This is a genomic window from Sphingomonas sp. A2-49 (assembly GCF_025548555.1).
GTDB lineage: Bacteria > Pseudomonadota > Alphaproteobacteria > Sphingomonadales > Sphingomonadaceae > Sphingomonas.
Map to the genome: position 1 here is coordinate 35,945 of NZ_JAJLPA010000012.1, position 25,926 is coordinate 61,870.

At 70.3% G+C, this 25,926-nt stretch carries 33 protein-coding genes and 1 tRNA gene; 16 read left to right on the top strand and 18 right to left on the bottom strand.

Annotated elements, in window-relative coordinates; genetic code table 11:
* Positions 1 to 9: 9 nt before the first annotated feature.
* On the top strand, positions 10 to 444 hold the full coding sequence (locus LPN01_RS11115) for a TIGR01244 family sulfur transferase (protein ID WP_262828488.1): 435 nt from the start codon (positions 10 to 12) through the stop codon (positions 442 to 444).
* 7 nt (positions 445 to 451) lie between these two features.
* Complete coding sequence (locus LPN01_RS11120; RefSeq protein ID WP_262828489.1) at positions 452 to 880, top strand: hypothetical protein; 429 nt, start codon at positions 452 to 454, stop codon at positions 878 to 880.
* Positions 881 to 910: 30 nt separating this feature from the next.
* On the opposite strand, the gene LPN01_RS11125 is transcribed toward LPN01_RS11120, so the two are convergent.
* A complete protein-coding gene (locus LPN01_RS11125) occupies positions 911 to 1,984 on the bottom strand; it encodes an alkene reductase (protein WP_262828490.1) in 1,074 nt (357 codons plus the stop codon).
* A gap of 52 nt (positions 1,985 to 2,036) precedes the next feature.
* On the opposite strand from LPN01_RS11125, the gene LPN01_RS11130 reads away from it, so the two are divergent.
* The 6 genes from LPN01_RS11130 (at position 2,037) to LPN01_RS11155 (ending at position 8,070) form a co-directional block, all read left to right on the top strand.
* Positions 2,037 to 2,987 (top strand): DMT family transporter, encoded by a 951-nt coding sequence (locus LPN01_RS11130; protein WP_262828491.1) that lies wholly within the window; start codon positions 2,037 to 2,039, stop codon positions 2,985 to 2,987.
* Positions 2,984 to 3,637: a COQ9 family protein gene (locus LPN01_RS11135; RefSeq protein WP_262828492.1), complete on the top strand. Its 654-nt coding sequence runs from the start codon at positions 2,984 to 2,986 to the stop codon at positions 3,635 to 3,637. Before LPN01_RS11130 ends, LPN01_RS11135 begins: the two co-directional genes overlap by 4 nt.
* Positions 3,638 to 3,734: 97 nt before the next feature.
* Entirely contained in the window at positions 3,735 to 4,013 is a 279-nt protein-coding gene (locus tag LPN01_RS11140; RefSeq protein WP_262828493.1) for a ferrous iron transport protein A, read from the top strand.
* Positions 4,014 to 4,024: 11 nt separating this feature from the next.
* A complete protein-coding gene (gene feoB, locus LPN01_RS11145) occupies positions 4,025 to 5,884 on the top strand; it encodes a ferrous iron transporter B (RefSeq protein WP_262828494.1) in 1,860 nt (619 codons plus the stop codon).
* Positions 5,885 to 5,902: 18 nt separating this feature from the next.
* Positions 5,903 to 6,484: a single-stranded DNA-binding protein gene (gene ssb, locus LPN01_RS11150; RefSeq protein ID WP_262828495.1), complete on the top strand. Its 582-nt coding sequence runs from the start codon at positions 5,903 to 5,905 to the stop codon at positions 6,482 to 6,484.
* Between the two features lie 98 nt (positions 6,485 to 6,582).
* Complete coding sequence (locus tag LPN01_RS11155) at positions 6,583 to 8,070, top strand: sensor histidine kinase (protein WP_262828544.1); 1,488 nt, start codon at positions 6,583 to 6,585, stop codon at positions 8,068 to 8,070.
* Here LPN01_RS11155 and LPN01_RS11160 read toward each other — a convergent pair.
* The 4 genes from LPN01_RS11160 to LPN01_RS11175 form a co-directional block, all read right to left on the bottom strand.
* Complete coding sequence (locus tag LPN01_RS11160; protein ID WP_262828545.1) at positions 8,067 to 8,474, bottom strand: response regulator; 408 nt, start codon at positions 8,472 to 8,474, stop codon at positions 8,067 to 8,069. The two genes, LPN01_RS11155 and LPN01_RS11160, sit on opposite strands and share 4 nt — an antisense overlap.
* Positions 8,475 to 8,563: 89 nt before the next feature.
* Positions 8,564 to 9,151, bottom strand: a complete 588-nt coding sequence (gene metW, locus LPN01_RS11165; protein WP_262828496.1) for a methionine biosynthesis protein MetW — start codon at positions 9,149 to 9,151, stop codon at positions 8,564 to 8,566.
* Positions 9,148 to 9,579 (bottom strand): GNAT family N-acetyltransferase, encoded by a 432-nt coding sequence (locus tag LPN01_RS11170; RefSeq protein ID WP_262828497.1) that lies wholly within the window; start codon positions 9,577 to 9,579, stop codon positions 9,148 to 9,150. Before LPN01_RS11170 ends, metW begins: the two co-directional genes overlap by 4 nt.
* Complete coding sequence (locus LPN01_RS11175; protein ID WP_262828498.1) at positions 9,576 to 10,691, bottom strand: homoserine O-acetyltransferase MetX; 1,116 nt, start codon at positions 10,689 to 10,691, stop codon at positions 9,576 to 9,578. Before LPN01_RS11175 ends, LPN01_RS11170 begins: the two co-directional genes overlap by 4 nt.
* Before the next feature lie 61 nt (positions 10,692 to 10,752).
* Between LPN01_RS11175 and hisC the strand changes: the two genes are divergently transcribed.
* Together hisC and LPN01_RS11185 are read left to right on the top strand one after the other, a co-directional pair.
* A complete protein-coding gene (hisC, locus tag LPN01_RS11180) occupies positions 10,753 to 11,847 on the top strand; it encodes a histidinol-phosphate transaminase (protein WP_262828499.1) in 1,095 nt (364 codons plus the stop codon).
* The gene (locus LPN01_RS11185) at positions 11,847 to 12,752 is read left to right on the top strand and encodes a prephenate/arogenate dehydrogenase family protein (RefSeq protein WP_262828500.1); all 906 of its coding nucleotides are present in this window, start codon (positions 11,847 to 11,849) and stop codon (positions 12,750 to 12,752) included. The genes hisC and LPN01_RS11185 overlap by 1 nt, the downstream gene beginning before the upstream one ends.
* A gap of 15 nt (positions 12,753 to 12,767) precedes the next feature.
* On the opposite strand, the gene LPN01_RS11190 is transcribed toward LPN01_RS11185, so the two are convergent.
* From LPN01_RS11190 to ftsE, 4 genes are read right to left on the bottom strand one after another with little or no spacing between them, the layout of a single operon-like run.
* On the bottom strand, positions 12,768 to 13,457 hold the full coding sequence (locus LPN01_RS11190; protein ID WP_262828501.1) for a lysophospholipid acyltransferase family protein: 690 nt from the start codon (positions 13,455 to 13,457) through the stop codon (positions 12,768 to 12,770).
* Entirely contained in the window at positions 13,454 to 13,990 is a 537-nt protein-coding gene (locus LPN01_RS11195; protein ID WP_262828502.1) for a YdcF family protein, read from the bottom strand. Before LPN01_RS11195 ends, LPN01_RS11190 begins: the two co-directional genes overlap by 4 nt.
* Positions 13,987 to 14,856: a cell division protein FtsX gene (locus tag LPN01_RS11200; RefSeq protein WP_262828503.1), complete on the bottom strand. Its 870-nt coding sequence runs from the start codon at positions 14,854 to 14,856 to the stop codon at positions 13,987 to 13,989. The genes LPN01_RS11195 and LPN01_RS11200 overlap by 4 nt, the downstream gene beginning before the upstream one ends.
* Positions 14,857 to 14,866: 10 nt before the next feature.
* Positions 14,867 to 15,577: a cell division ATP-binding protein FtsE gene (ftsE, locus tag LPN01_RS11205; protein WP_262828504.1), complete on the bottom strand. Its 711-nt coding sequence runs from the start codon at positions 15,575 to 15,577 to the stop codon at positions 14,867 to 14,869.
* A 183-nt stretch (positions 15,578 to 15,760) separates the two neighbouring features.
* On the opposite strand from ftsE, the gene LPN01_RS11210 reads away from it, so the two are divergent.
* Complete coding sequence (locus tag LPN01_RS11210; protein WP_262828505.1) at positions 15,761 to 16,525, top strand: MJ0042-type zinc finger domain-containing protein; 765 nt, start codon at positions 15,761 to 15,763, stop codon at positions 16,523 to 16,525.
* A gap of 116 nt (positions 16,526 to 16,641) precedes the next feature.
* A tRNA-Leu gene (locus tag LPN01_RS11215) sits at positions 16,642 to 16,728 on the top strand.
* Between the two features lie 192 nt (positions 16,729 to 16,920).
* On the opposite strand, the gene ruvA is transcribed toward LPN01_RS11215, so the two are convergent.
* The 5 genes from ruvA to LPN01_RS11240 are packed head-to-tail and all read right to left on the bottom strand — an operon-like array spanning position 16,921 to position 19,518.
* On the bottom strand, positions 16,921 to 17,520 hold the full coding sequence (ruvA, locus tag LPN01_RS11220; protein ID WP_262828506.1) for a Holliday junction branch migration protein RuvA: 600 nt from the start codon (positions 17,518 to 17,520) through the stop codon (positions 16,921 to 16,923).
* Positions 17,517 to 18,023, bottom strand: a complete 507-nt coding sequence (ruvC, locus tag LPN01_RS11225; RefSeq protein WP_262828546.1) for a crossover junction endodeoxyribonuclease RuvC — start codon at positions 18,021 to 18,023, stop codon at positions 17,517 to 17,519. The genes ruvA and ruvC overlap by 4 nt, the downstream gene beginning before the upstream one ends.
* Positions 18,020 to 18,208 (bottom strand): hypothetical protein, encoded by a 189-nt coding sequence (locus LPN01_RS11230; protein ID WP_262828507.1) that lies wholly within the window; start codon positions 18,206 to 18,208, stop codon positions 18,020 to 18,022. The genes ruvC and LPN01_RS11230 overlap by 4 nt, the downstream gene beginning before the upstream one ends.
* The gene (locus LPN01_RS11235; protein ID WP_262828508.1) at positions 18,205 to 18,948 is read right to left on the bottom strand and encodes a YebC/PmpR family DNA-binding transcriptional regulator; all 744 of its coding nucleotides are present in this window, start codon (positions 18,946 to 18,948) and stop codon (positions 18,205 to 18,207) included. Before LPN01_RS11235 ends, LPN01_RS11230 begins: the two co-directional genes overlap by 4 nt.
* Positions 18,949 to 18,978: 30 nt before the next feature.
* Entirely contained in the window at positions 18,979 to 19,518 is a 540-nt protein-coding gene (locus LPN01_RS11240; protein ID WP_262828509.1) for a DUF1003 domain-containing protein, read from the bottom strand.
* Positions 19,519 to 19,645: 127 nt separating this feature from the next.
* Here LPN01_RS11240 and LPN01_RS11245 point away from each other — a divergent pair, with 127 nt between their 5' ends.
* Positions 19,646 to 21,112 (top strand): ATP-binding protein, encoded by a 1,467-nt coding sequence (locus LPN01_RS11245; RefSeq protein WP_262828510.1) that lies wholly within the window; start codon positions 19,646 to 19,648, stop codon positions 21,110 to 21,112.
* Positions 21,113 to 21,149: 37 nt separating this feature from the next.
* Here LPN01_RS11245 and LPN01_RS11250 read toward each other — a convergent pair whose 3' ends face one another.
* The 4 genes from LPN01_RS11250 to LPN01_RS11265 form a co-directional block, all read right to left on the bottom strand.
* Positions 21,150 to 21,434: a DUF1294 domain-containing protein gene (locus LPN01_RS11250; RefSeq protein WP_262828511.1), complete on the bottom strand. Its 285-nt coding sequence runs from the start codon at positions 21,432 to 21,434 to the stop codon at positions 21,150 to 21,152.
* Between the two features lie 13 nt (positions 21,435 to 21,447).
* Complete coding sequence (locus LPN01_RS11255) at positions 21,448 to 21,924, bottom strand: nuclear transport factor 2 family protein (RefSeq protein WP_262828512.1); 477 nt, start codon at positions 21,922 to 21,924, stop codon at positions 21,448 to 21,450.
* A 73-nt stretch (positions 21,925 to 21,997) separates the two neighbouring features.
* Positions 21,998 to 22,264: a DUF2312 domain-containing protein gene (locus tag LPN01_RS11260; RefSeq protein ID WP_163957181.1), complete on the bottom strand. Its 267-nt coding sequence runs from the start codon at positions 22,262 to 22,264 to the stop codon at positions 21,998 to 22,000.
* 104 nt (positions 22,265 to 22,368) lie between these two features.
* A complete protein-coding gene (locus LPN01_RS11265; RefSeq protein ID WP_262828513.1) occupies positions 22,369 to 22,680 on the bottom strand; it encodes a DUF1244 domain-containing protein in 312 nt (103 codons plus the stop codon).
* A 75-nt stretch (positions 22,681 to 22,755) separates the two neighbouring features.
* Between LPN01_RS11265 and pyk the strand changes: the two genes are divergently transcribed.
* From pyk to LPN01_RS11280, 3 genes are all read left to right on the top strand, one after another.
* Positions 22,756 to 24,210: a pyruvate kinase gene (gene pyk / locus LPN01_RS11270; protein WP_262828514.1), complete on the top strand. Its 1,455-nt coding sequence runs from the start codon at positions 22,756 to 22,758 to the stop codon at positions 24,208 to 24,210.
* A gap of 77 nt (positions 24,211 to 24,287) precedes the next feature.
* Entirely contained in the window at positions 24,288 to 24,830 is a 543-nt protein-coding gene (locus LPN01_RS11275) for a DUF4337 domain-containing protein (protein ID WP_262828515.1), read from the top strand.
* 71 nt (positions 24,831 to 24,901) lie between these two features.
* On the top strand, positions 24,902 to 25,921 hold the full coding sequence (locus LPN01_RS11280) for a glycosyltransferase family 2 protein (RefSeq protein WP_262828516.1): 1,020 nt from the start codon (positions 24,902 to 24,904) through the stop codon (positions 25,919 to 25,921).
* Positions 25,922 to 25,926 lie beyond the last annotated feature (5 nt).

Consider the following 25,926-nt stretch of genomic DNA (forward strand, 5'->3'; position numbering starts at 1 on the left):
CGGGACCGGATGGCCGACATCCGCACGATCAACGACAGCATCAGCGTCGCCCCCCAGATCGATCCCGACGACATCCCCGCGATCAAGGCGGCCGGGTTCAAGGCGATCGTCAACAACCGCCCCGACGCGGAGGAGGCGGGCCAGCCCGACGGCGAGGCGATCCGCGCCGCGGCGGCGGCGGCGGGCCTCGGCTATGCCGCGATCCCGGTCACCCACGCCGGCTTCTCGCACCCGCAGATCGACGCGATGACGCAGGCATTGGTCGCCGCGGACGGCCCGGTGCTCGCCTATTGCCGCTCGGGCACGCGCAGCTGCAACCTGTGGGCGCTCGCCGCGGCGAAGGCGGGGCGCAACCCCGAACTGCTGGTCGAACAGGCGCGCGGCGCGGGCTACGACCTGTCGGGCATGCGCCCGACGCTGGACGCGCTCGCCGGCGGCCGGTGACGCCGCGATGACCGACCATCTGGTCTGGATCGCGGTCGGCGCGGGCGCATGCGTCGCGATCGCCGTCGTCGCGGCCGTCTGGATGCTGACGCATCGGCGGGCACCGCGGATCGCCAGCCCCGAAGAGGCGGCGGACGCCGCGGAACGCGCGCTTGCCGGCTTCGATACGCAGGGGGCGGTGGTGGGCACCGACGGCACCGGTGCGCTGGCGATCGATCGCGGCGGCCGCGTCGCGGTGATGACCCGCGCGGGCAAGGGCATCGCGGTGCGCGAGGTCGCATGGACGGCGTTGCGCTCGACCGCGGCGGGGATCCTGATCGATACCGGCGAGCGGCGGCCGGGACAGGTGCTGGTGTCGGGCGTCGATGCGCTCGACGTCCGCCGCCTCGCCCCCGCCGACCTGCGGCGGCTGGTCCCCGAGCCGCGCCGCGCCTGATCGCGGCGCGACGCGGCCGGGGACGGCGGCTCAGGCCGCCGCGGTCTCCAGCGCCGGATAGTCGGTATACCCCTCCGGCCCGGTCGAATACCACGTCTTCATGTCGTCGGCGGCGAGCGGCGCGCCGCGACGGAAGCGCTCGACCAGATCGGGATTGGCGATGAACTTGCGACCGAAGGCGATGCCGTCGGCGAGCCCCGAATCGAGATCCGCCTGCGCGGCCTGCTGCGTGTAATCCTGGTTGAGGATCAGCGGGCCGGAGAAGACCTTGCGGATCTCCGGGCTCAGCTTGGGCACGTCGGTGCTGCCGAAGGTGCCGTCGGGCGCCTGTTCGCGCAGTTCGAGGAAGGCGATGCCCAGCGCGTCGAGCGCACGGGCGGCGGGGACGAACACGCTCGCCGGATCGCTGTCGTCGGCGCCCTGCGTCTCGCCGTTGGGCGACAGGCGGATGCCGGTGCGGCCCGCGCCGATCGCGTCGATCACCCGCTCGACCGATTCGCGCATGAAGCGGATGCGGTTTTCCGGGCTGCCGCCGTAATCGTCGTCGCGCAGGTTGGTGCCGTCGCGCAGGAATTGGTCGATCAGATAGCCGTTGGCGCCATGCAGCTGGACGCCGTCGAAGCCGGCGCGGATCGCATTGGTCGCGGCGGTCGCATAATCGTCCTGCGCGCGGGCGATGTCGTCCAGCGTCGCCGCCTGCGCCTCGGCATAGGGGTTTTCGGGCTTGTGATAGGGCGCGCGCGTCGCCGACGACGACAGCGGCGCCATGCCGATGACGTCGGGCCGCGACAGCCGGCCCATGTGCCAGATCTGCGCGACGATTTTGCCGCCCGCCTCGTGCACCGCGGCGGTCACCGGCTTCCATGCCTCCACTTGCGCCTCGGTCCACAGGCCCGGCGCGTTGGGCCAGCCGAGACCCTGCCGGCTGATGCCGGTGCCTTCGCTGATGATGAGGCCGGCGCCGGCGCGCTGGCGGTAATAATCGATCATCAGCGCGGTCGGGACATGGTCGGCGGTGGCGCGGCCGCGGGTCAGCGGCGACATGAGGATGCGGTTCGCCGCGGCGATGTCGCCGAGCTGGATGGGATCGAAGAGGCTGGGCATGGATGCTCCGTAAGTGACCTGACGCGAGGCAAATAGGCAGCTACAGGGCGGCATGCATCAGGCGCAGGCAACAAGAAAAACTGTCCCGGCGGCAACCGCCCCGCTTGCCGCTACGGCAGCGCCGGGTCTCGCCTTCGGCGCGCTCGTCGTCGCCAACGTCGCGCTGGCGTTCGGGCCGTGGTTCGTCCGGCTCGCCGACGTCGGACCGGTGGCGGCGGGGTTCTGGCGGATCACGCTGGCGATCCCGTTTCTCGGCGGCCTCGCGTTCGCCGCCGGCGCGCGGCCGGTGCGGATGGCGCGCGGGCTGTGGACGATGCTCGCGATCGGCGGCGTCGCCTTCGCCGCCGATCTCGGCAGCTGGCACCTCGGCATCGTTCGCACGACGATGGCCAATGCGACGCTGTTCGGCAATTCGGCGATCCTGATCTATCCGGTCTACGGCTTTCTCGCCGCGCGCGCCTGGCCGACGCGGGGGCAGGGCGTCGCGCTGGCGCTGGCCGCGGTCGGGGCCGCGCTGCTGCTCGGCCGTTCGTACCAGCTCGATCCGCGCAACCTCGCGGGCGACCTGCTCTGCATCGTCGCGGGGCTGCTCTACACCGTCTATATCGTGTTGATGGCACGGGTGCGCGGAGCGATGCGGCCCCTGCCCGCGCTGGCGCTGTCGAGCTGCGCGACCGCGCTGCCGCTGCTGGTCTTCGCGCTGGCGCTCGGCGAACGGGTGATGCCCGGCCATTGGTCGGCGCTGCTCGGCCTCGCCCTCGTCAGCCAGGTGATCGGCCAGGGCTGCATGATCTTCGCGCTCGGGCAATTGTCGCCGCTGGTGGTCGGGATCGCGCTGCTGATCCAGCCGGTCGTCGCCGGCGCGGTCGGCTGGATCGAATATGGCGAGCGGTTGCAGGGACCGGATTGGATCGGCGTCGCGTTGGTGGCACTGGCGCTGGTATTGGTACGGCGCGCCGAGGTTGCGCCGGCGGGCCGACCGGCGCAGGAGAACGGGACATGACGCAGGACCTGACCCTCGACGAGATCCGCGAGCGCCTGGCGCCCGGCATCGCCGACAACGCCGCCTTCGACGGCTGGAGCGACGCCGCGCGCGACATGGCCGCGGATGCCGCCGGCATCGACCGCGACGTCGCGCGACTCGCCTTTCCGGGCGGCGCGGTCGAGATGATCGATGCCTGGTTCGCCGCGATCGACCGCGACATGGTCGCCGCGCTGCCGCCAGCGGCGCTGGCGGCGATGAAGATCCGCGCGCGGATCACCGCGCTGGTCGAGGCGCGGCTGGATGCGATCGCGATCAACCGCGAATCGCTGCGCCGTGCGCTCGCCATCCTGGCGATGCCGCAGCACGTCGCGCGCGCCGCGCGGCTCGGCTGGCGCAGCGTCGACCTGATGTGGCGGCTCGCCGGCGATACCGCGACCGATTACAACCATTATACCAAGCGCACGATCCTACTCGGCGTCTATGGCGCGACGGTGACCGTGTTCCTCGACGACGACAGCGAGGGCCATGCCGATACCCGCGCGTTCCTGTCGCGGCGGATCGACGGGATCATGCGCTTCGAACGCGCCAAGGCGGGCTTCGTCAAACGCTACGAACACCGCCCCAGCCTGTCGCGCTTCGTTGGGCGGCTGCGCTACCCGGTCGTCTGACGGACCGCGCCGGGCGCGCGGCGGACCGAGCGATTCCGCGCCGAACCGTGCCGGACGCGCTTTACTCGCCCAGCCGTAAATGATAATCAGTCGCATCATGGAAATGTCGCGTACCATCGTACCCGCACTCGATCTCGTCTCGCTCCCCCGCCGCCAGCCCGCGACGGTCGCGGCGATCGACTGGGCGCGACTCGCGCTGCCCGAGGCACGGCGCCTGCGCGAACTCGGCTTCGACGAAGGCGTCGCGGTCGAGGTGCTGCATCGCGCCTCGCTGGGCGGCGGGCCGATCGCCTGCCGCATCGGCCGCATGACGGTCGCGCTGCGCCGCGCGGTCGCGGGTGCCGTGCACGTGGCGCTGCCCATCGCCGCCGAATAAGCCGGATCACGGTGCACGCAGCCCCGCTGGTGGCGCTGGTCGGCAATCCCAATGCCGGCAAGAGCGCCCTGTTCAACGCGCTGACCGGCGCCCGGCAAAAGGTCGGCAATTATCCCGGCGTCACCGTCGAACGCCATTCGGGCCGGCTGACGCTCGACGACGGCCGCCCGGTCGAACTGATCGACCTGCCCGGTGCCTACAGCCTCGAACCGTCCAGCCCCGACGAGCGCGTCACCCGCGACGTCGTCACCGGCGCCAGCAGCCTCGAACGCCTGCCCGACGCGCTGGTCGTCGTGGTCGACGCCGCCAATCTCGACAACCACCTGCGCTTCACGCTCCAGCTGATCGCACTCGGCCTGCCGGTGGTGGTGGCGCTCAACATGATCGACCTCGCCGCGCGCGACGGTCTGACGCTGGATGCCGCGGTGCTCGAGCGCGAGCTGGGCGTTCCCGTCGTACCCACGGTCGCCGTGCGCAAGCGCGGGCTCGACGCGCTGCGGACGGCACTGGCGGACGCGGTCGCCGGCGGCGCCCCGCGCACGCCCGACGTCGGCGCGGGGACGCAGGACGACATCGTCCAGCTGCAACGCCGCGCCCGCCATATCGCCGCGGCGGCCACCGTCTCCGAAACCACCGGCCGGCGCTGGGCGCATCTGCTCGACGCGGTGGCGCTGCACCCGGTCGCGGGACCCCTACTGCTGGTCGCGATCCTGTTCGTGATGTTCCAGGCGGTGTTCACCTGGGCCGCGGTGCCGGCGGACGCGATCGACGCGGGCTTCGGCGCCCTGCAGGATGCGATCAAGGCCGCGCTGCCCGCCGGGTTCCTGCGTTCGCTGCTGACCGACGGGCTGATCGCGGGGGTCGGCGCGGTGATCGTCTTCCTGCCGCAGATCCTGATCCTGTTTTTGTTCATCCTCGTGCTCGAATCGTCCGGATACATGGTCCGCGCGGCGTTCCTGATGGACCGGCTGATGGCGACCGTCGGCCTGTCCGGCCGCGCCTTCATCCCGCTGCTGTCGAGCTTCGCCTGCGCGGTGCCGGGGATCATGGCGACGCGGACGATCGACGACGAGAAGGACCGGCTGACGACGATCCTGATTGCGCCGCTGATGACGTGCAGCGCGCGCTGGCCGGTCTACACGCTCATCATCGGCGCGATGATCCCCAATACGCAGGTGCTGCCGCTGGTGCGGTTGCAGGGCGTGGTGATGTTCGCGCTGCTCGTCATCGGCATCGCCGGCGCCTATGTCGCCGCCCTGGTGCTGCGGCGGACGGTGACGAAGGGCGCATCGTCGGGCTTCATGATGGAGATGCCGAAATACCAGATGCCGCGGCTGCGCGACGTCGCGCTGGGGCTGTGGCAGCGTGCGATCATCTTCCTCAAGCGCGCCGGCACGATCATCGCCGCGACGACGGTCGTCCTGTGGCTGCTGCTCAGTTTCCCCAAGCCGCCGGAGCGCAGCGGCATCAGCCCGGTCGACCATTCGATCGGCGGCCGGATCGGCCATGGCATCGAATATGTCGTCAGGCCGATCGGCTTCAACCGCGACATCGCGCTGGCGCTGCTGCCGGCGATGGCGGCGCGCGAGGTCGCGGTGTCGGCGATCGGCACCGTCTATGCGATCGACGACACCGACGGCAGCGGCACCGACCGGATCACGGACCGGATCCGTGGCCGCTGGACGCTGCCCACCGCGCTCGCCTTCCTGATGTGGTTCGTGTTCGCGCCGCAATGCATCTCGACCATCGCCGTCACCCGGCGCGAGACGAACGGGTGGAAGTGGCCGCTGTTCATGGTTGGCTATTTGTTCGCCGCCGCCTACATCATGGCCGGGATCACATACTGGCTGGCGGTGTTCGCCGGCCTCTAGACAGTTTCGGGGCATTCCATGGCGGGCAGCGTCAACAAGGTCATCATCGTCGGCAACCTGGGGCGCGACCCCGAATCGCGGTCGTTCCAGAACGGCGGCAAAGTCGTCAACCTGCGCATCGCGACGTCGGAATCGTGGAAGGACAAGAACAGCGGCGAGCGCAAGGAAAAGACCGAATGGCATTCGGTCGCGATCTTTAACGAAGGGCTCGCCAACGTCGCCGAGCGGTTCCTGCGCAAGGGATCGAAAGTGTATATCGAGGGCGCGTTGCAGACCCGCAAATGGCAGGATCAGCAGGGCAACGACAAATATTCGACCGAGATCGTGCTCCAGGGCTTCAACAGCGTGCTGACGATGCTCGACGGACCCAATGGTGGCGGCCAGGGCGGCGGCGGTCGCGGCAGTTCGGGCGGCGGTGACGACTGGGCCGGCGGCGGCGACGATTTCGGCGGCGGCAGCGGCGGCGGCTCGGGCGGCGGATACGGCGGCGGCAGCCGTGGCGGCGGCGGCGGTGCTCCCGCGGCCGGCGGCGGCAACCGCGGCGGCTTCGGCCAGGGTGGAGGCTTCGCCGACGACCTCGACGACGACGTGCCGTTCTGACCCGGGATCCCGCCGCATTCCTCGACGAAGCCGTCCGCACCGCCGCGTCCGTCGCCACGACCGGTCCGGTCGCGCGCGGCTGGCAGGTGAACGAGGCGATGCGCGCCGCGGCGATCGACACCTACGACCTCGAATCGCTGCGCAACGGCACCGCGCTGAAACGGATCACCGATTTCGCGGCGGCGCTGTGCGATGCGCCGATCGCGCTGGTCAGCCTGGTCGAGGAAACGCGCCAGACGTTCATCTCGCGCACCGGCCTCGATGCCGAGGAAACGTCGCGCGAGACCTCGTTCTGCGCGCATGCGATGCTCGGCGACCAGGTCATGGTGGTGCCCGACGCGACGCGCGATCCGCGGTTCGTCGACAATGCGCTGGTGACGGGCGAGATGCACGTCCGCTTCTATGCGGGTGCCCCCCTGATCTCGGACGACGGCATCCCGCTGGGATCCCTGTGCGTGATCGACACGCGGCCGCGCGCGGGGCTGACGCCGGTCCAGATGCAGGGATTGGCGACGCTCGCCGACAACGTCATGGCGCGGCTGCGCGACAGCCGCGACGCCGCCGCGTGGCGCGCGGCCGAGCGCGACACCCGCCGCCGGCTGTCCGACAGCGAGGACCGGTTCCGCACCCTCGCCGACACGATGCCGCAGATGGTCTGGTCGACCCTGCCCGACGGCTATCACGATTATTACAACGCCCGCTGGTACGAATTCACCGGCACGCCGCAGGGATCGACCGACGGCGAAGGCTGGAACGACGTGTTCCATCCGGAGGATCAGGCGCGCGCATGGGAGGTGTGGCGCCGGTCGCTGACCACCGGCGAACCCTATCAGATCGAATATCGGTTGCGCCATTTCGACGGCACCTATCGCTGGGTGCTCGGCCGCGCGCTGCCGATCCGCGACACCGCCGGACAGATCACCCGCTGGTTCGGCACCTGCACCGACATCCACGAACAGAAGCTGGCGCTGCACGAGCGCGAGGTCATCAGCCAGGAACTGTCGCACCGGATCAAGAACATCTTTTCGGTGATCTCCGGGCTCATATCGTTCGCGGCGCGCAGCCGGCCGGACTTCGCGCCGGTCGCGTCGGACCTGCGCCAGCGGATCACCGCGCTGGGGCGCGCGCACGACTTCGTGCGGCCGCACAGCCCGACATCGCGCCCCTCGGCGCAGCAGGACAGTCTGCAGGGGCTGCTGGGCGAATTGTTCGAACCCTATCGCCGCAGCGATCGCCAGCCGATCACGATCGCGGGCGACGAGATCGCGATCGACGACCGGTCGGCGACGCCGCTGGCGCTGCTGTTCCACGAACTGGCGACCAACGCGACCAAATATGGCGCGCTGTCGACCGACGACGGGGCGGTGGACGTGACGATCACGCGCGAGGCGGACCATGTCACGCTGCACTGGGCGGAACGCAACGGCCCCCGTGTCGTCGAGCCGACCGGGCCGCAGGGGTTCGGCAGCCAGCTGATCGAATTGTCGGCGGTCCGCCAGCTCGGCGGATCGGTCCACCGCGCGTGGCGGTCGGAGGGGCTGGCGATGACGGTCCGGGTGCCGCTCGCCGCGTTCAGCCGCGCCTAACTTCCCGTCGGACGGTACATCACCACGTCGTCGTTGGCCGGCGCATCGCCGGCGCCGTCGGTCGCCATCGCCGCCGCGGCGAGGATCGCCGCCTCGCTGAACGGCTTGCGGATATAGCCGAGCGCGCAATCGCTCTCGCAGTCGATCTGCGACGGGTTGGCGGTGACGAACACGACCTTGATCCCGTAATCCTGCGCCATCCGCTGGGCGATGCTGGGGCCGGTGGCGCCGTCGCGCAGGTTGACGTCGACGAACGCAAAGCCGCACCCCGGCGCCGCCTCGATCGCGCTGGCGCTGTCCGCGGCGATCGCCGCGACCTCATAGCCCGCATCGATCAGGATCCGTTCCAGATCCAGCGCCACGAAAATCTCGTCTTCGACAATCAAAGCTGTCTTGGTCATCATCATTCCCGGCTTGGCCTAGCCAAACACAGGTTAAGTCCTTTGGTTCCGCCGGTTAACCGGTTTCCGTCGACATCCGACACTTTGCCTCGTCACCGTTGCAGCAGGAACACGGCGTGTTGCGCCAGCAGGTTGGCCGCGGCGGAGCTGCGCTGGCGGTCGCCGGACAGGAACCAGGCGCCCTCCACCGTGACCCGCCGCTCGCGCAGGAAGGCGCGGAAATCGTCGATCGTGACGTGGTGAATATTGGGCGTGTCGAACCATTGTTCGGGCAATTGCGGCGTCACCGGCATCCGCCCGCCCCACAGCAGCGACAATCGCACCCGCCATTGCGCGAAATTGGGAAAGCTGACGAACGCGCGGCGGCCGATACGGAGCAGGTGATCGAGCACCACGTCGGGCGCGCGCGCGGTCTGCAACGTCTGGCTGAGGATGGCGTAATCGAAGCTACGGTCGGGATAGGCGGCGAGATCGACGTCGGCGTCGCCCTGGATCACCGACAGGCCGCGTGCCACCGCGGCGGCGACGTTGCCCGCATCGAGCTCCAGCCCCCGCGCGTCGCAGCCGCGGCGGTCGCGCAGCGCCGCCATCAGCGCGCCGTCACCGCAGCCGATGTCGAGCACGCGGCTGCCCGATGCGACGTGGTCGGCGATAACGGCAAGATCGGGGCGCAGCGTCATGGCGTCGCCCGCAGCATCGCCGCGGCCTCGGGCGACAGCCGCTCCATGTAACGGTCGGGGCGCAGCGGCGGATGGAAGCCCAATGCGGCATAGACGCCGTGCGCGTCGGCGGTGACGAGCGCGATGCGGCGGATGCCCGCGTAGCGCGGATGATCGACGAACCAGCCGACCATCGCCCGCCCCAGCCCCTGCCCGCGCACCGCGGCATCGACCCAGACATCGGCGATCCAGGCGAAAGTGGCGTAATCGGTGATCGCGCGCGCATAGCCGACCTGTTCGCCGTCGCGATACGCGCCCAGGCAATGCGACCCCGCGATCGCGCGTTCGACCAGATCGCGCGCGATGCCGGGCGACCAATAGCTCGACGCCAGCCAGCCATGGATGCGCGCGACATCGAGCCGCGTGCGGTCGTCGTCCAGCGCGATCATCGCCCGCCCTTCAGGAACCCGTCGACCACGCGGTTCATCTCCGGCGCCTCCAGCAGGAAGGCGTCGTGGCCATAGGGGCTGGAGAGTTCGACGAAGCTGACCGGTGCGCCTGCGGCGTTGAGCGCGGCGACGATGCCGCGCGATTCGATCGTCGGATACAGCCAGTCGGTGTCGAAGCTGACGAGGCAGAAGCGCGCCTGCGTCGCGCGGAAGGCGTTGGCGAGCAGCCCGCCATGTTCCTCCGCCAGATCGAAATAATCCATCGCGCGGGTGATGTAGAGATAGCTGTTGGCGTCGAACCGGTCGACGAAGCTCAGCCCCTGATGGCGCAAATAGCTCTCCACCTGGAAATCGGCGTCGAAGCCGAAGCTCTTGGCCTCCCGCGCCTGGAGCCGCCGCCCGAATTTCTCGGTCAGCCCGGCTTCGGACAGATAGGTGATGTGCGCCGCCATCCGCGCCACCGCGAGACCCGCGGCGGGCGGCTCGTCGCCGTAATAGTCGCCCTCGCGCCATTTCGGATCGGCCATGATCGCCTGGCGCCCGACCTCGTGAAAGGCGATGTTCTGCGCGGTGTGGCGCGCGGTCGAGGCGATCACCACCACCGCCGCGACGCGATCTGGAAAGGTCGCGGGCCAGCTGAGCGCCTGCATCCCGCCCATCGATCCGCCGACCACCGCCTTCAGCCGCGCGACGCCCAGATGGTCGAGCAGCAGCGCCTGCGCGCGCACCATGTCGCGGATGGTGATGACCGGAAAGGCCATCGCCCATGGCCGGCCGGTCGCCGGATTGACGCTCGCCGGCCCCGAACTGCCCATGCAGCTGCCCAGCACGTTGGCACAGATGACGAAATCGCGCGCCGGGTCGATCGGCCGGCCCGGCCCCACCATCCGCGTCCACCAGCCGGGCTTGCCGGTACGCGGATGTTCGGAGGCGACGTGCTGGTCGCCGGTCAGCGCGTGGCAGATCAGGATCGCATTGCCGCCGTCGGGGGCGAGCGTGCCGTAGGTTTCGTAGGCGATGTCGACCGGCGACAGCAGCACGCCGCCGTCGAGCCGCAGCGGCCCCGGCAGCGTGACGTGGCGCGCAGTGCCGAACCGCTGATCCTCGCTCATCCCGGCGGTCGCTACGGCGCTCTTCTTGTCAACGCAAGCACCGGACCGCTAAGGCCGCGGCATGTCAGCACCCGCCCCCAAGCCGTGGATCCTCGGCATCGCCCCCTACGTCCCCGGCCGCGCCACCAGCGAGGACGGCCGCAAGGTCGCGAAGCTGTCGTCGAACGAAAACCCGTTCGGCACGCCCGATGCGGCGCGCGCCGCCTATCGCGACGCCGCCGGGCATCTGGAACGCTATCCCGACGCCGCCGCGGTCGACCTGCGCGCCGCGCTCGCCCGGCATTACGGGGTCGAGGCGGACCGGCTGATCTACGGCACCGGATCGGACGAGGTGCTGCACCTCGCCGCCGGCACGTTCGCCGGGCCGGGGGACGAGATCATCCACGTCCGCTACGGCTTTGCGGTCTACGAGATCGCGACCCGCCGCGTCGGTGCGACGCCGGTGGTGGTCGCCGACCGCGACTATGCGACCGACGTCGACGCCATCCTGGCGGCGGTGACGGAGCGGACGCGGATCGTCTTCGTCGCCAACCCCAACAATCCGACCGGCACCTATTCGACGCGCGAGGAGATCGCGCGGCTGCACGCCGGACTGCCGGACACGGTGCTGCTGGTGCTCGATCAGGCCTATACCGAATATCTCGAGCCCGAGGACGACGACGGCGGGCTGGAGCTCGCCCGCACCGCGTCGAACGTGCTGGTCACGCGGACCTTTTCCAAGATCTTCGGCCTCGCCTCCGAACGCGTCGGCTGGGGCTATGCCTCGGCGGAGATCATCGGGGCGATGCACCGCATCCGCGCGCCCTTCGCGTTCAGCATCGGCGCGCAGGCCGCCGCCATCGCCGCGCTGGGCGATGCCGCCTTCGTCGAGCACAGCCGCAGCCACAACCGGACGTGGCGGGGGTGGTTCGCCGAACAGGTCGACGCGCTGCCCGGCCTGCGCGCGGTGCCGAGCAAGGCCAATTTCGTGCTGGTCCTGTTCGAAGGCGCGCTGACCGCCGAGGCCGCGTACAAGGCGCTGATGGCGGCGGGCTATGCCACTCGCTGGCTGCCCGGACAGGGCCTGCCGCACGGATTGCGCATCACGATCGGGACGGAGGCGGAGATGCGCGACGTCGCCGCCGTGCTGCGCGCCGAGGTGGAACGGGCCGGCTGATGCTGCCCTTCGCGCGCGTCACCGTCATCGGGCTGGGCCTCATCGGATCGTCGGTGGCGCGCAGCGTGCGCGCGACCATGCCGACGGTGCGGATTACCGGCTATGACGCCGATCCGGCGGTGCGCGCGACCGCACGGCGGATCGACCTGGCCGACGACGTCGCCGACAGCGCCGGCGCGGCGGTGATCGACGCCGACCTCGTCATGCTGTGCGTGCCGGTCGGCGCGATGGGCGCGGTCGCCGCGGAATTCGCCGACGACCTGCCCGCGGATGCGATCGTCAGCGACGTCGGCGGATCCAAGGAAAGCGTCATCGCGGCGCTGCGCGCGGTGCTGCCCGACGCGACGATCGTCCCCGGCCATCCGGTCGCGGGCACCGAACACAGCGGCCCCGAATCGGGCTTCGCGACGCTGTTCCGCGGCCGCTGGTGCATCCTGACGCCCGAGGCCGGCACGCCGGAGGCACCGGTGGTGCGGCTGCGCAGCTTCTGGGAGACGCTGGGTGCCGCGGTCGAGATCATGACCCCGCGGCACCACGACCTGGTGCTCGCGGTCACCAGCCATGTGCCGCATCTGATCGCCTATTCGATCGTCGGCACCGCCAGCGATCTCGAAGAGGTGACGCAGTCGGAGGTCATCAAGTTCTCCGCCGGCGGCTTCCGCGACTTCACGCGCATCGCCGCGTCCGATCCGACGATGTGGCGCGACGTGTTCCTGAACAATCGCGAGGCGGTGCTGGAGATCCTCCAGCGGCTGACCGAGGACGTGACGATGCTCCAGCGCGCGATCCGCTGGGGCGACGGCGACCAGTTGTTCGACCTGTTCACCCGCACCCGCGCGATCCGCCGCTCGATCATCGAACAGGGGCAGGACGACGCCGCACCGGACTTCGGCCGCAGCCACTGACGCCGGCCGGTCCGGTCAGGAGGGGTGGTCGAGCACGTTGATCGCGGCATGGACGCGCGCCTCGATCTCGGCGCGCGGCAGCCCGGCTGGGATCGGGTCGCCGATGCGGATCGTCACCACCCCCGGCCGCTTGGCGCCGTGCTTGGGCCAGACGACGCCGGTGTCGAGCGCCACCGGCACGACCGGCAGGCCGAGCGTCCGGTAGAGCCCGGCGAAGCCCGATTGCAGCGGCGGCTGCTCGCCGGGCACGACGCGCGTGCCTTCCGGGTAGATCAGGATCGATCGCCCCTCCGCGCGCAGCGCCTTGGCCGCGCGCATCATCGATCGCAGCGCGGACGCCGACGCCTCGCGATCCGCGACGATCCCGCCATATTGCTTCGCCGCCCAGCCCCAGAACGGGATCGTGCTCAACTCTCGCTTGATGACCATCGCCGGGCCGCCGAGCAGCAGCTGCAGCTCCAGCGTCTCGAACATCGCCTGATGCTTGGCGGCGAAGAACACCGCGCCCTCGGGCGCCCGGCCCTCGACGCGCACGCGGATGCCCATGATGCGGCGATAGAGCAGCCGGTGCATGCGCGCCCAGACGTGCGCGTGCCGGATCACCGCGCGCCGGCCGAACAGCGCCGATACCGGCACCGCCATCACGATCGGCGCCGACAGGCCGTAGAAGAGCAGGTCGAACAGCATCGTGCGCAACCGGTTCATGCGCCCACTCCCAGCCACAGCGCGACGCGGCGCAGCAGCAGCTTGTTGTATTCGTTGACGAGCGTGCCGAGACGCGGCGTGCTCTGGACGCCGTCGCCCAGCACCAGCACGCCCGGCCCCATCGCCGCGGCCAGTTCCATCCGCGCCCGCGGTACGTGCCAGTCGGAGGTGACGAGGCGGACGCTGCGATAGCCGTGGGTCTTGACCCAGGCCGCCGATTCCTCGGCATTGGAACGCGTGTCGACCGCATCCGCGCCGAGGTCGATGCAGCAGGCGAACAGGGCGGGCGGCGTGCGATATTCGCGCGCCAGGTCGATCGGCCGCACGCCCGGCGCGACGCCGGTCACCAGCATCCGCCGCCCCTGCCGCGCGCGCAGCAGCGCGATGCCGCGGTCGATCCGCCCCGCGCCCCCGGTCGGCACCACGATCGCATCGGTGGTGTTGCCCTCCAGCGGTCCCGGCAGCATCAGCATGAACGCCGCAAAGCCGAGGCACCAGCCGAGCGCCACGACGCCGAGCAGCCGCGTCATCACAGCGACCGCCGCAGCGCACCGACCACGGTCGTCCGCGCCGCCAGCGTCGCCAGCAGCACGAACCCGGGCGGCAGCAGCACCAGGATCACCCAGTCGCCCGCCGCCAGCGTGATCCCGCCCAGCAGCTCCGATCCCAGCGCGCCGAGCTTGCCGCCGAGGAAGACGAGCACCGCCAGCGCCGCCGCGCCGCCGGCGACACCGCCCAGCGCGGCGTCGAGCGCGATCCGGCGCTGGAACAGTCGCGCGACCTGGACGTCGGTGGAGCCGAGCATGTGCATCACTTCGATCGTCGCGCGGTGCGTGTCCAGCCCGGCCCGCGCGGCGAGCATCACCACCGCCGCGGTCGCGGCGAGCATCAGCGCGACCAGCGCCAGCGCCAGCCACGTCAGCGTGTCGAGAAAGCCGCTGACCGGCGACATCCAGCGCTGGTGCCGGTCGACGCGTGCCGACGTGCTCAGCCGCCGCACCGCGGCGATCACCGGCGCGGGATCGGCATCCGCCGCCAGATCGACGTCGATCATCGCCGGCACCGGCAGGTCGGCGTCGGCGCCCGCGCTGCCCAGCCACGGCTCGAGCAGCCGGGCCAGTTCGGCGCGGTTCACCGCGCCCGCGTGGCGGACCGCGGGCAGCCGGCGCAGCACGACGAGCGTCCGTGCCGCCAGCGCGTCGCGCGTCGCGGGATCGCCCGCGACCAGCTGCACCGTCAGCCGCCCGGCGAGCTGTCGTTCCAGCGCGCGCGCCGATTGCCGCGTGCCGAGCCCCAGCGCTGCGGCGAGCAACGTCAGGAACAGCATGATCGCCATGACCCACGTCATCGCGCGCAGCCCGCCCGCCTCGTCCAGCACGCGCCGGTCCGCGCCGCTCATGCCGGCGTCCTCATGCATGCCCCCGCGCGGACGGCGGATAGCGCAGCACGCCGGTCGGATCGTGCAGTCGCCCCTTGTCGAGGCGCATCATCTGGGCGCCCTGCACCCGGCCGAGCAGCTGGAGGTCGTGCGTCGCGACGACCACGGTGGTGCCGAGCTTGTTGAGCGATTCGAACAGGTGGATCAGCCGGTCCGCCATGTCGGCATCGACGTTGCCGGTCGGTTCGTCCGCGACCAGCACCTCGGGCCGGCCGATCACCGCGCGCGCGATCGCGACGCGCTGCTGCTCGCCGCCCGACAGCGTCGCGGGTCGCGCGTGCGCGCGCTCCGCCAGCCCGACCCAGGCGAGCATCTCGCGCACCGGCTGTTCGATATCGCTGTCCGACACGCCCGCGACGCGCAGCGGCAGCGCGATATTGTCCCACGCCGACAGGTGGGGGACGAGGCGGAAGTCCTGGAACACCACGCCGATGCGGCGGCGGAACCCGGGCAGGCGGCTGCGCGGCATCGTCACCGCATCCTCGCCGAACAGGCGGATGATCCCGCGGCTCGGCCGCTGCGCGAGGTAGAGCAGCTTCAGCAGCGACGTCTTGCCCGCCCCGCTCGCGCCGGTGAGAAAGTAGAAGGCGCCGCTGCCCAGCGTGAAACTGATGTCGGACAGCGTTTCCTCGCCGGTGCCGTAGCGCAGCCCAACATTCTCGAACTGGACGATATTTGCCATGCGCCTGGCCGCGACCGCTCCCGTCGAGGCGTGGCGCCGGCGCTGCGCCGGCACGATCCGGCCTCGCCCGATGCCTTCGCATGGGCGGGGCGCGGCTTCAAGCTTGCCACGCGGGCGGGGTACGTGCTTAGAATCGTTACTGCCGCGGTCATCGTTCCGCGTCCCTGCCGTGAAGCCTTGCGCATGATCCTCGAATGCCCCGAATGCAGCACCCGATATCTGGTGCCCGACAGCGCGATCGGGGCCGAGGGCCGCACCGTGCGATGCGCCAACTGCCGGCACAGCTGGTTCCAGGATCCCCCCGCGCCGGACGACGACGCGCCACCGCCACCCGCCGCGGGCCCGGAGGCGCCCCCCGCCACGGCGCAGGACGAGGAGGACGAAACCCCGCCGTTCCTCGAACCCGCGGTGATTCCGGCGATGCGCGGCACCCCGGCACCGGCCGAACCGCTCGTCGCCGCACCCGATTACGACGCCTTCGCGCATCGCCCGCCCTTCCGCCCGCGCCGCAACAGCTCGCGGCGCTGGACGATCATCGCGATCCTGACGGGCCTGCTGATGATCGCCGGGGTCGGCGCCATCCTGTACCTGGGCGCACCCGGCCTGCTCGCGCGGATCGGCCTGCCCGTCGGCGCGGAGGAATCGCCGCTGCGGCTGAAGGACAATCCGATCGAGCGGCGCGAGCTGGAGAACGGATCCGAGCTGTTCGCGGTCAGCGGCCAGGTCACCAACCCCTCGGGCGAGCGCCAGCGCGTCCCCGACATCCGCGCCGAACTGCGCGATGCGCAGGGCCGCATCGTCTACAGCTGGACGATCACGCCGCAGCAGCGGACGCTGAACCCCGGTGGCGCGATCGATTTCAATTCGGCCAAGCTCGACGTGCCGGCGAACTCTAAGCGGCTGGAACTCAGCTTCGTCGGCGAAAGCGGCGGCGCGAGCGCGAACTGATAACGTCCATGCGATGAAAAGCGCCGCCCCATCGAAAAGGGGCGTTGCGGACCCCGAAACCCTTTGCTAGTGGCCTGCGCCTGCCAGATGCCGGTTTCGCCCGGTGTTCTTCACGTGCGGCCGTGGCGGAATTGGTAGACGCGCAACGTTGAGGTCGTTGTGGGCGAAAGCCCGTGGAAGTTCGAGTCTTCTCGGCCGCACCACTTTCTTCTGATGTGACAGACGGCAACCGCCGCAGGTCGAGGCGATAACGCGCCGTGCCCGCGTCCCGGGCAAAGCCCGTGGGCCGGCTGTGCAGGATGCGATCGGGGCACCGCGCGCCATCTCCCACGGTTTCCGATCGGGCTTCGGCCGTCGCCGGGGCAGGCCCGCTGCCGATCGCGGCCTGTCGGCCCTCAGCCCTTGGCGGCCTTGCGCAGCGCGAGACGCACCAGCGCATCCAGCGTCGCGCCCGCGCCCAGATCCTCTTCCGCCGCGCCGACCGCCGCCGCCGCCTCCGCCGGACGGAAGCCGAGGTTGAGCAGCGCCGATACCGCATCGGCCGCCGCACCGACCGGCACGACCTGCGCCGCGGCGGCAGGGCCCAATGCGACCGTGCCGACCTTGTCCTTCAGTTCGCGGACGATCCGTTCGGCGAGCTTCGGCCCGACGCCGTTCGCGCGCGCCACCATCGCCTTGTCCTGCGCCGATACCGCGCGCGCGATCTCCTGCGTGTCGAGCGCCGACAGGATGGCGAGCGCGACGCGGGCGCCGACGCCCTGCACGCCGGTGAGCAGCCGGAACCAGTCGCGTTCCTCGGCGCGCGCGAAACCGACGAGGCGAATCGAATCCTCCGCGACCAGCATCTCGGTATGCAGCATCGCCGCCTCGCCGACCGGACCGATCGCCGCGAGCGTCCGCGCCGATGCGCCGACCAGATAGCCGACGCCGCCGACATCGATCACGGCATGGTCCACGCCGGTCGAATCGAGCCGGCCCTTGAGGTGGGCGATCATGCCGTCACCCGGGCACGCCGTGCCATGCCCTGCGCGGACGCCAGATGATGCGCATGGGTGATCGCCACCGCCAGCGCGTCCGCCGCATCCGGCCCAGCCAGTTTCGCACCGGGCAGCAGCACCGCCATCATCGCCTGGATTTGGCGCTTTTCGGCGCCGCCGGTGCCGACGACTGCCTTCTTGACGGTCGAGGGATGATATTCGCCGATATGCAGCCCGGCGCCCGCCGCGGCGAGCAGCACCACGCCGCGCGCCTGCCCGAGCTTCAGCGTCGATTGCGCGTTGGTGTTGCCCAGCACCTCCTCGACCGCGGCGCCGTCGGGGCGTTCGGCGAGGATGACGTCGATGAGCGCGGCGTGCAGGTTGGACAGCCGCCGCGGCAACGCCATCGACGGATCGGTCTTGATCTGGCCATTGGCGATATGCCGCAACCGGTTGCCGTCGGCATGGATGACGCCCCAGCCGGTCGTGCCCAGTCCGGGATCGAGACCGAGGATGATCAGCGCGACGCTCCGGCGATCGGCAGCGTCACAGTTACCACGTCGTTCGGGTTGGGAATCATCAGCATGACGATCCCGCTGGCTAGCCCCGCGACACCCCAGCCATAGGATCGTCGCCGCAGGTCGACGACACCGCGGATCAGGCAATAGGCCGTGGCGGCGAGGCCGAGCCAGGCCCAGTGGCTCAACCCAGCTTCTCCATCACGGCGTCCGATACCTCGTAATTGCCCCACACCGTCTGGACGTCGTCGTCGTCGTCGAGCGCGTCGATCAGCTTGAACAGCGTGGCCGCATCGCCCTCGCCGACGTCGACCATCGTCTGCGGGCGCCAGGCGAGCTTCGCGCCCTCCGCCTCGCCGAGCACCGGTTCGAGCGCCTTGGCGACCTCGTGCAGGTCGGCGACCGCGGTCCAGATCTCGTGCCCCTCCTCGGTCGAGGTGACGTCCTCCGCACCGGCCTCCAGCGCCGCCTCGAACACCTTTTCGCCGTCGCCCGCCGACGCCGGGTAGGTGACGAGGCCGACACGGTCGAACGCATGGCTCACCGAACCGCTCGCACCCAGGTTGCCGCCGTTCTTGGCGACCGCGGTGCGCACGTTGGTGGCGGTGCGATTGCGGTTGTCGGTCAGCGCCTCGATGATGAGGCTGACGCCCGCCGGGCCGAAGCCCTCGTAGCGGATTTCCTCGTAATTCTCGGTGTCGCCCTTTGACGCCTTGTCGATCGCGCGCTGGATGTTGTCCTTGGGCATCGACTGCGCCTTGGCGGCGTTGACCGCGGCGCGAAGCCGCGGGTTCATGTCCGGATCGGGCAGCCCCATCTTCGCCGCCACGGTGATTTCGCGGCTGAGCTTGGAGAACATGCCCGAGCGCTTCTTATCCTGCGCGCCCTTGCGGTGCATGATGTTCTTGAACTTGGAATGGCCTGCCATGACTGCCTCTGAAACGATACTCCCCCCGCCTTAGGCCGCGGGGGCGCGGTCCGCCAGCCCGTCGATCTTCGCCTCGAGCGCCGCGAGCCTGTCCAGCACCACGCCGTCCAGCTTCTGGTGCAGGCGCAGGATGTCGAGTTCCGCGCGGAGGTTGGTTTCATAGTCGAGGCTGGCGGCCAGCCGGTCCTTCGCCGCCTGGCGGTTCTGGCTCATCATGATGACCGGCGCCTGGATCGCCGCGACCGTCGACAGCATCAGGTTGAGGAAGATGTAGGGAAAGGGATCGAACGCCGCGCCGAAATGCGCGAGCACGTCGGAATTGAGCAGCATCCAGCCGAGCAGCACCGCGGTGAAGGCGATGATGAAGCTCCACGATCCGCCGATCGCGGCGACGCGGTCGGACAGGCGTTCGCCGAAGCTGGCGCGCGCGTCGGCCTCGTCGGCAGCGTCGCGGCTGACGATCGTGCCGCTGTCGATGCTGTCGAGGACGCGGCGTTCCTCGTCGTCGAGCGCGTGGGCGGGCTTGCGCAGCAGCCGCTGGGCGAGATCGGCGAGCGGGAGCTGGGCCATCGGGTGCGTCCTCGGGTCGGATGATCGGTTCGCGCCGTAACGGACCGGTCGGCGACCGGCAACCGCGGCGGCGTTGGGCGCAAAGCGCTTGCCCCCGCCCCCCTGCATCGGCCAAACGCGGATCGCAATGACCGTCAGCGTAGACATGGGCAGCGACGACCGCGGCGCGCCCGTGACCATGGACCTCGAAGAACTGCTCGCCACCCGATTGCTCGTCCAGGGCAATTCGGGGTCGGGAAAGTCGCACCTGCTGCGCCGGCTGCTCGAAGGATCGGCGGGCCAGGTGCAACAGGTGGTGATCGACCCGGAGGGCGACTTCGTCACGCTCGGCCCCGCCTATGGCCATGTCGTGATCGAGGCGGCGGATTATTCGGTGCCCGAGATCGCGCGGATCGCCACCCGCCTGCGCGAACATCGCGCCAGCGTGGTGCTGAGCCTCGAAGGGCTGGAGGCGGAGGGCCAGATGCGGTGCGCCGCCGCCTTCCTGTCCGCGCTGTTCGACGCGCCGCGCGAGCATTGGTATCCCGCGCTGGTCGTCGTCGACGAGGCGCAATTGTTCGCGCCGACCACCGGCGGCGAGGTCGCCGAAGAGGTGCGCCGCGCGTCGCTGTCGGCGATGACCAACCTGATGTGCCGCGGGCGCAAGCGCGGCCTCGCCGGCGTCATCGCGACGCAGCGGCTGGCGAAGCTCGCCAAGAACGTCGCGGCGGAGGCGTCCAACTTCCTGATGGGGCGCACCTTCCTCGACATCGACATGGCGCGCGCCGCCGACCTGCTGGGGATGGAGCGGCGGCAGGCCGACGTGATCCGCGATCTTGCCCGCGGGACCTTCCTCGCGCTGGGGCCGGCGGTGTCGCGGCGCCCGATCACGGTGCGGATCGGCCAGGTCGCGACCTCCGCGCGCAGCGGCAGCCCGAAGCTGACGCCGCTGCCGAGCGCGCCCGCGGAAAACCTCCAGCAGCTGATCTTCGCGCCGCCGCCCGAAGAGGCGCCGCAGCTGCCGATGAGCTTCGATCCCCGGCCGCGGCGGGTCCCCGCCGACGAGCTGCTCGACACGATCGAGCGGCCGGCGTCGCAGCAGACGACGCTCGCGCCGCTGCCCGACAAGTCGGACGGCGAGGTCGAGACGATCTATGCCGGCGTGCTGGAGGCGATCGTCGCCGACCGCGAATCGGCGCTGCGGCCACCGTCGGTGCTGTTCCAGGATTTCCAGGTCCGCTGCCGGATGGCGGGACTGGCCAAACCGCCGCTCGACCTGCCCGGCTTCACCCGCCGGCTGTCGGCGGCGCGCGCGGGGATCTTCGACGTCACCGACCCGCAATGGGCCGAGGCGATGGCGCTCGCCTATTCGTTGCCCGACGACATGATCGGCGCGTTCCTGCTGGTCGCGCGCGCGGCGAAGGGCGGCGAGCCCTGCCCGTCCGACACCGCACTGGCCGAAACCTACGGCACCAGCTCGCTCGGCCGGGTCCGCCGCCTGATCGGCTATATCGAGAGCCGCGAATTGTTCGTCGCCCGCGTCGATTTGTCGGGGAAGCGCTCGATCACGATCCCGCGGCTGGGCTGGACGACGGCGGCGAGCGAGGCGGCCTGACGCCTATGCACCGCGGGTAGCCGCGCGACATCCGGCCCTAGCGGAGCAGCAGCGTCGCCATCCCGAGGGCGACGCCCGCCTGCACCATCGCGATGACGTCCAGACAGGTGGTGAACGGCCGCTTGCGCGTCTTGTGCCGGAAGTGGCGTCGCGCCCATATCGCGCCCGGCGATCCGCCGATTAGCGCGAGCCCCAGCAGCGTCGCTTCGCGAACCCGCCAGCCGCCGTGGATCGCACGCCGCTTGTCGTGCGCGAAGGCCACTACGGTCAGCAGGTTGATCGCGGCGGCCGCGGCGGCGACGCCAGCCGCGAGCCCGATCACGGCCGCGCCGCCGTCACTTTGCCGACGTCGAGGGAGCGGGGCCGGACGGGATCGGGGTATATTGCGCCGATACCAGCAGCCAGTCGGCACCGCGCCGCAGGCCGACGTAGCGGGCACGCAGCGACCGCGTCGCCGTCGTGCCATCCGGCCGCGCGATGCGGAAGCTCACTCGCTCGGTGGTGACGCCGAAGCCGGGTCGCAGGGCGGTGCGACGCTCGTCGCGCTCGATCGCGGGAGCGGGACGGCGCTGGTCCGCGGCATAGAAACCGAGCACCCGCGCCCGATCGTCGATATCGCCCCCCGGCGAAATCTCCTCGAACCCGGGCGCCAGCGTCGCGGCGAGCGCGGCCGGGTCGAAGGCCCCGCGTGCGGCGTTGAAGCGATCGACCACGCGTTCGAGGCCGGCAGCGTCGGGCGTGCGTTGCGCCGCGACCGGCGCAGCCGTCGCGACGACGACAGGCAGGAGGAAGGCGGCGTGTCGGGCGATCATCGGCAAATCCGTCATCATGGTGTATCGCACCATTAAGACAGTGCCGCTCGGCCGGGTCAAGCCGCCCGCCGGGTCAGATCATGCCGAGTGCCTGCATGTACACCTCGAGGATCGCTTCCTCCTCCTGATATTCTTCCTTCTTCTTCTTGCGGATCGAGAGGATCTTGCGGATCGCCTTGGGGTCGTAGCCGCGGCCCTTCGCCTCCGCCATCACGTCCTTGATGTCGTCGGTGATGCCCTTCTTCTCTTCCTCGAGGCGCTCGGCGCGCTCGATCAGCAGGCGCAGTTCGTCCGCTGCGACCTGACCGCCGCCCATGCCTTCTTGCCGTTCGTCCGCCATCGTCCCACCCCGCCGCGGAGGCCCGCGGCCCTTCTTTGATTCGCGTGAAAGAATACCGGCGTCGACCGGTAGGGGCGGGCGTCTAGGCGTTTACCAACCGGGGCTCAACCCCGGGCGGGATCGGGGGCGTTGCGGGTCATGCTCTCGTCCATGCGGGCGAGCTGTTCGGGCGTCGCCTCGGTCTGGTATCGCGCCTTCCACTCCGCCTGCGGCATGCCGTAGACCGTCTCGCGCGCCTCCGCCTTGGGCAGGTCGCCCGCCTCCTCGATCCAGTCGGACAGGCAGTTGCGGCAGAACCCCGACAATCCCATCAGGTCGACGTTCTGCACGTCGGTGCGGTGGCGCAGGTGGCGGACGAGCCGGCGGAACGCCTGTGCGGCGACCGCATCCGGCAAAGCGGCAAGTTTGTCGGTCACGCATTCCTCCCAAAGGTTGATCGCGTCTAGATACGGTCTAGAGGGGATCGCGGCCATTCCCCAGGAGCCCTTTCTATGACCACTGCCATTGCGCCGCGTTCGCGCAAAGTGCGCGTGCTCGCGACCCTCGGTCCGGCGAGCAACACCCCCGAGATGATCGCGACGCTGTTCCAGGCGGGCGCGGATGCGTTCCGCATCAACATGAGCCACGGCGACCAGCAGTCGAAGATCCCCGTCATCCAGGCGATCCGCGCGCTGGAAAAGCAGTTCATGCGCCCGACGACGATCCTCGCCGACCTGCAAGGCCCCAAGCTGCGCGTCGGCAAGTTCGACGGCGGCCGTACGGTGCTGGAGAGCGGCAGCACCTTCGTGCTCGACCGGGACAAGACCCCGGGCGACGCGACCCGCGTCGAGCTGCCGCACAAGGAGATCTTCGCCGCGATCGAACCGGGCGCGCGCCTGCTGCTCGACGACGGCAAGCTGGTGCTGCGCGTCACCGACCACGGCCCCGACCGGATCGAGACCACCGTCGAGGTCGGCGGTGCGCTGTCGAACAACAAGGGGCTCAACGTCCCCGATGTCGTGCTGCCGATGGCGGCGCTGACCGAAAAGGATCGCAGCGACCTCGCCTTCGCGGTCGAGCAGGGCGTCGACTGGATCGCACTGAGCTTCGTGCAGCGGCCCGAGGACCTGGCCGAGGCGCGCAAGCTGATCGGCGGCAAGGCGGCGCTGCTCGCCAAGATCGAGAAGCCCGCCGCGATCGACCGGCTCGAGGAGATCGTCGAGATGTGCGACGGCGTCATGGTCGCGCGCGGCGACCTGGGCGTCGAATTGCCGCCGCAGACGGTGCCGCCGCTCCAGAAGCGCATCGTCGAGACGTCGCGCCGGCTCGGCCGTCCCGTCGTGGTCGCGACGCAGATGCTCGAATCGATGATCCAGAGCCCTTCGCCGACCCGCGCCGAGGTGTCCGACGTCGCCACCGCGATCTACGACGGCGCCGACGCGATCATGCTGTCCGCCGAAAGCGCCGCGGGGGCATGGCCGGTCGAATCGGTCGCGATGATGAATTCCATCGGCATCTCGGTCGAGGGCGATCCGATGCACGGCGACCGCGTCCACTTCACCGTGATGCGGCCCGACCCGACCACCGCAGACGCCCTGTCCGAAGCGGCCAAGCAGATCGCCAAGACCACGTCGGCGACCGCGATCATCTGTTTCACCACCTCGGGCTCGACCGCGCGCCGGATCGCGCGCGAGCGGCCGTCGGTGCCGCTGCTGGTGCTGACGCCGAGCAAGGAAACCGCGCGGCGGCTGGGCCTGTTGTGGGGCACGCATGCGGTCCACACCCGCGACGTCGAATCGTTCGAGGACATGGTCGGCAAGGCGAAACGGATGGCGCTGCGCACCGGCATCGCCAAGGCCGGCGACCGCGTCGTCGTGATGGCCGGCGTGCCGTTCCGCACCCCCGGCTCCACCAACGTGCTGCACGTCGTCCACATCACCGGCGACGAGCTGAAGGACTACGCCTGATCGTATCCTGCGCGATGACGTCCGCATGACGCGCAATTCACTGGTGCCGCCGCGGCCGTGACGGCAGGGGCGGCACCATGGAGTTCGAGGTCAGCGCCGAGGCGAAGGACAAGCGCCTCAACCGCCGCGTCGCGGTCACCGTCGTCATCCTGTCGGTCGCGATGGGGCTGGGCAACATCAAGGACGGCAACATCGTCCAGGCGATGGACCAGGCGCAGGCCCGATCGGTCGACCTGTGGAACGAATATCAGGCGACGCGCACCAAGCTGCGCATGACGGAGATCGCGGGCCTGCAACTCGCGGCGATGCGCGGCACCGCCGCGTCGCCCCGCCTCGCCACCGATGCGGCGCGCTACCGGAGCGAGGCGCCGCGGCTGGCAGCGGCGGCGCAGGCGCAGGGCGCGCGCTACGATGCGCTCAACGTCCATGACGACCAGTTCGACGCCAGCGAGGCGTCGCTCGCCACCGCGATCTCGCTCTGCGCGGTCGCGGCGCTGGTCGAAAGCGACGCGCTGCTGGTGGCGGCATGGGCCTTTGCGGCGTTCGGGCTGTTCCTGTCCGCCTGCGGTTTCGCCGGATGGGGGTTCCATCCCGACGTGCTGAGCACGCTGCTGGGGTGATGCGACCCCGCGATCCGGGCATCCGGTTACATGTGGATGACAGGCCCGCGAACGGCTAAGGAGGACGGGCTATGTACCGCCCCGCCCTGTCCGTCGTCATCCCCTGCTACAACGAGGCCGCCTGTCTGGAACTGCTGCACCGGCGGGTCGCGGCGGCGGCGCGGGCGGCGGTGGGCGACGACCACGAGATCGTGCTCATCAACGACGGCAGCCGCGACGACAGCTGGGCGGTGATGCAGCGGCTGTCCGCACAGGACCCGCACCTCGTGGCGATCAACCTGTCACGCAACCACGGCCATCAGCTGGCGCTGACCGCGGGGCTCGACCTGTGTTCGGGCGAACAGATCCTCATCATCGACGCGGACCTGCAGGATCCGCCCGAACTGCTGACCGACATGCGCGCCGCGATGGCGTCTCAGGGCGCCGACGTCGTCTATGCGGTGCGCCGCAAGCGCGAGGGCGAGACGATCTTCAAGAAGGCGACCGCCGCCGCCTTCTACCGCGTGCTCGACCGCGTCACCGACACGCCGATCCCGCTCGATACCGGCGATTTCCGGCTGATGAGCCGCCGTGCGCTCGATGCCCTGCTGTCGCTGCCCGAACAGGCGCGCTTCATCCGCGGTATGGTCGCCTGGGTCGGCTTCCGCCAGGTGCCCTTCCCCTACGATCGGGCCGAGCGGCATGCCGGCGAGACCAATTATCCGCTCGGCAAGATGGTACGCCTCGCCTTCGATGCGGTTACCGGCTTCTCGACCGCGCCGCTGCGCTTCGCGAGCCACGCCTCGGTGATCCTGGCGGGCGCGTCGCTACTGCTGCTGTTCTACATCCTGTGGGGATTCTTCGAAGGATCGCCGGTGCAGGGCTGGACGTCGATGATGCTGGTCGTGACCGTGCTGTCGGCGGCGCAGATGTTCGTGCTGGGGATGATCGGCGAATATCTGGGGCGGCTCTACATCGAATCGAAGCGGCGGCCGCTGTACCTCGTCGCCGACATCGCCGGACCGGTGAAGGGCCATTCGACGCTGGGCTTCAACGCTGCCGAGCCGTCGCCCGAATTCGAATCGTCCGGGGAACGCCGGGCGGCGGAATAGCCGCC

Bases quoted from the DNA above. Each gene is read 5' to 3' on its own strand.
- LPN01_RS11115 (WP_262828488.1), top strand. From the start codon at position 10: ATGGCCGACATCCGCACGATCAACGACAGCATCAGCGTCGCCCCCCAG.
- LPN01_RS11120 (WP_262828489.1), top strand. From the start codon at position 452: ATGACCGACCATCTGGTCTGGATCGCGGTCGGCGCGGGCGCATGCGTC.
- LPN01_RS11125 (WP_262828490.1), bottom strand. From the start codon at position 1,984: ATGCCCAGCCTCTTCGATCCCATCCAGCTCGGCGACATCGCCGCGGCG.
- LPN01_RS11130 (WP_262828491.1), top strand. From the start codon at position 2,037: ATGCATCAGGCGCAGGCAACAAGAAAAACTGTCCCGGCGGCAACCGCC.
- LPN01_RS11135 (WP_262828492.1), top strand. From the start codon at position 2,984: ATGACGCAGGACCTGACCCTCGACGAGATCCGCGAGCGCCTGGCGCCC.
- LPN01_RS11140 (WP_262828493.1), top strand. From the start codon at position 3,735: ATGGAAATGTCGCGTACCATCGTACCCGCACTCGATCTCGTCTCGCTC.
- ssb (WP_262828495.1), top strand. From the start codon at position 5,903: ATGGCGGGCAGCGTCAACAAGGTCATCATCGTCGGCAACCTGGGGCGC.
- LPN01_RS11155 (WP_262828544.1), top strand. From the start codon at position 6,583: ATGCGCGCCGCGGCGATCGACACCTACGACCTCGAATCGCTGCGCAAC.
- LPN01_RS11160 (WP_262828545.1), bottom strand. From the start codon at position 8,474: ATGATGACCAAGACAGCTTTGATTGTCGAAGACGAGATTTTCGTGGCG.
- metW (WP_262828496.1), bottom strand. From the start codon at position 9,151: ATGACGCTGCGCCCCGATCTTGCCGTTATCGCCGACCACGTCGCATCG.
- LPN01_RS11170 (WP_262828497.1), bottom strand. From the start codon at position 9,579: ATGATCGCGCTGGACGACGACCGCACGCGGCTCGATGTCGCGCGCATC.
- LPN01_RS11175 (WP_262828498.1), bottom strand. From the start codon at position 10,691: ATGAGCGAGGATCAGCGGTTCGGCACTGCGCGCCACGTCACGCTGCCG.
- hisC (WP_262828499.1), top strand. From the start codon at position 10,753: ATGTCAGCACCCGCCCCCAAGCCGTGGATCCTCGGCATCGCCCCCTAC.
- LPN01_RS11185 (WP_262828500.1), top strand. From the start codon at position 11,847: ATGCTGCCCTTCGCGCGCGTCACCGTCATCGGGCTGGGCCTCATCGGA.
- LPN01_RS11190 (WP_262828501.1), bottom strand. From the start codon at position 13,457: ATGAACCGGTTGCGCACGATGCTGTTCGACCTGCTCTTCTACGGCCTG.
- LPN01_RS11200 (WP_262828503.1), bottom strand. From the start codon at position 14,856: ATGAGCGGCGCGGACCGGCGCGTGCTGGACGAGGCGGGCGGGCTGCGC.
- ftsE (WP_262828504.1), bottom strand. From the start codon at position 15,577: ATGGCAAATATCGTCCAGTTCGAGAATGTTGGGCTGCGCTACGGCACC.
- LPN01_RS11210 (WP_262828505.1), top strand. From the start codon at position 15,761: ATGATCCTCGAATGCCCCGAATGCAGCACCCGATATCTGGTGCCCGAC.
- ruvA (WP_262828506.1), bottom strand. From the start codon at position 17,520: ATGATCGCCCACCTCAAGGGCCGGCTCGATTCGACCGGCGTGGACCAT.
- LPN01_RS11235 (WP_262828508.1), bottom strand. From the start codon at position 18,948: ATGGCAGGCCATTCCAAGTTCAAGAACATCATGCACCGCAAGGGCGCG.
- LPN01_RS11240 (WP_262828509.1), bottom strand. From the start codon at position 19,518: ATGGCCCAGCTCCCGCTCGCCGATCTCGCCCAGCGGCTGCTGCGCAAG.
- LPN01_RS11245 (WP_262828510.1), top strand. From the start codon at position 19,646: ATGACCGTCAGCGTAGACATGGGCAGCGACGACCGCGGCGCGCCCGTG.
- LPN01_RS11255 (WP_262828512.1), bottom strand. From the start codon at position 21,924: ATGATCGCCCGACACGCCGCCTTCCTCCTGCCTGTCGTCGTCGCGACG.
- LPN01_RS11260 (WP_163957181.1), bottom strand. From the start codon at position 22,264: ATGGCGGACGAACGGCAAGAAGGCATGGGCGGCGGTCAGGTCGCAGCG.
- pyk (WP_262828514.1), top strand. From the start codon at position 22,756: ATGACCACTGCCATTGCGCCGCGTTCGCGCAAAGTGCGCGTGCTCGCG.
- LPN01_RS11275 (WP_262828515.1), top strand. From the start codon at position 24,288: ATGGAGTTCGAGGTCAGCGCCGAGGCGAAGGACAAGCGCCTCAACCGC.
- LPN01_RS11280 (WP_262828516.1), top strand. From the start codon at position 24,902: ATGTACCGCCCCGCCCTGTCCGTCGTCATCCCCTGCTACAACGAGGCC.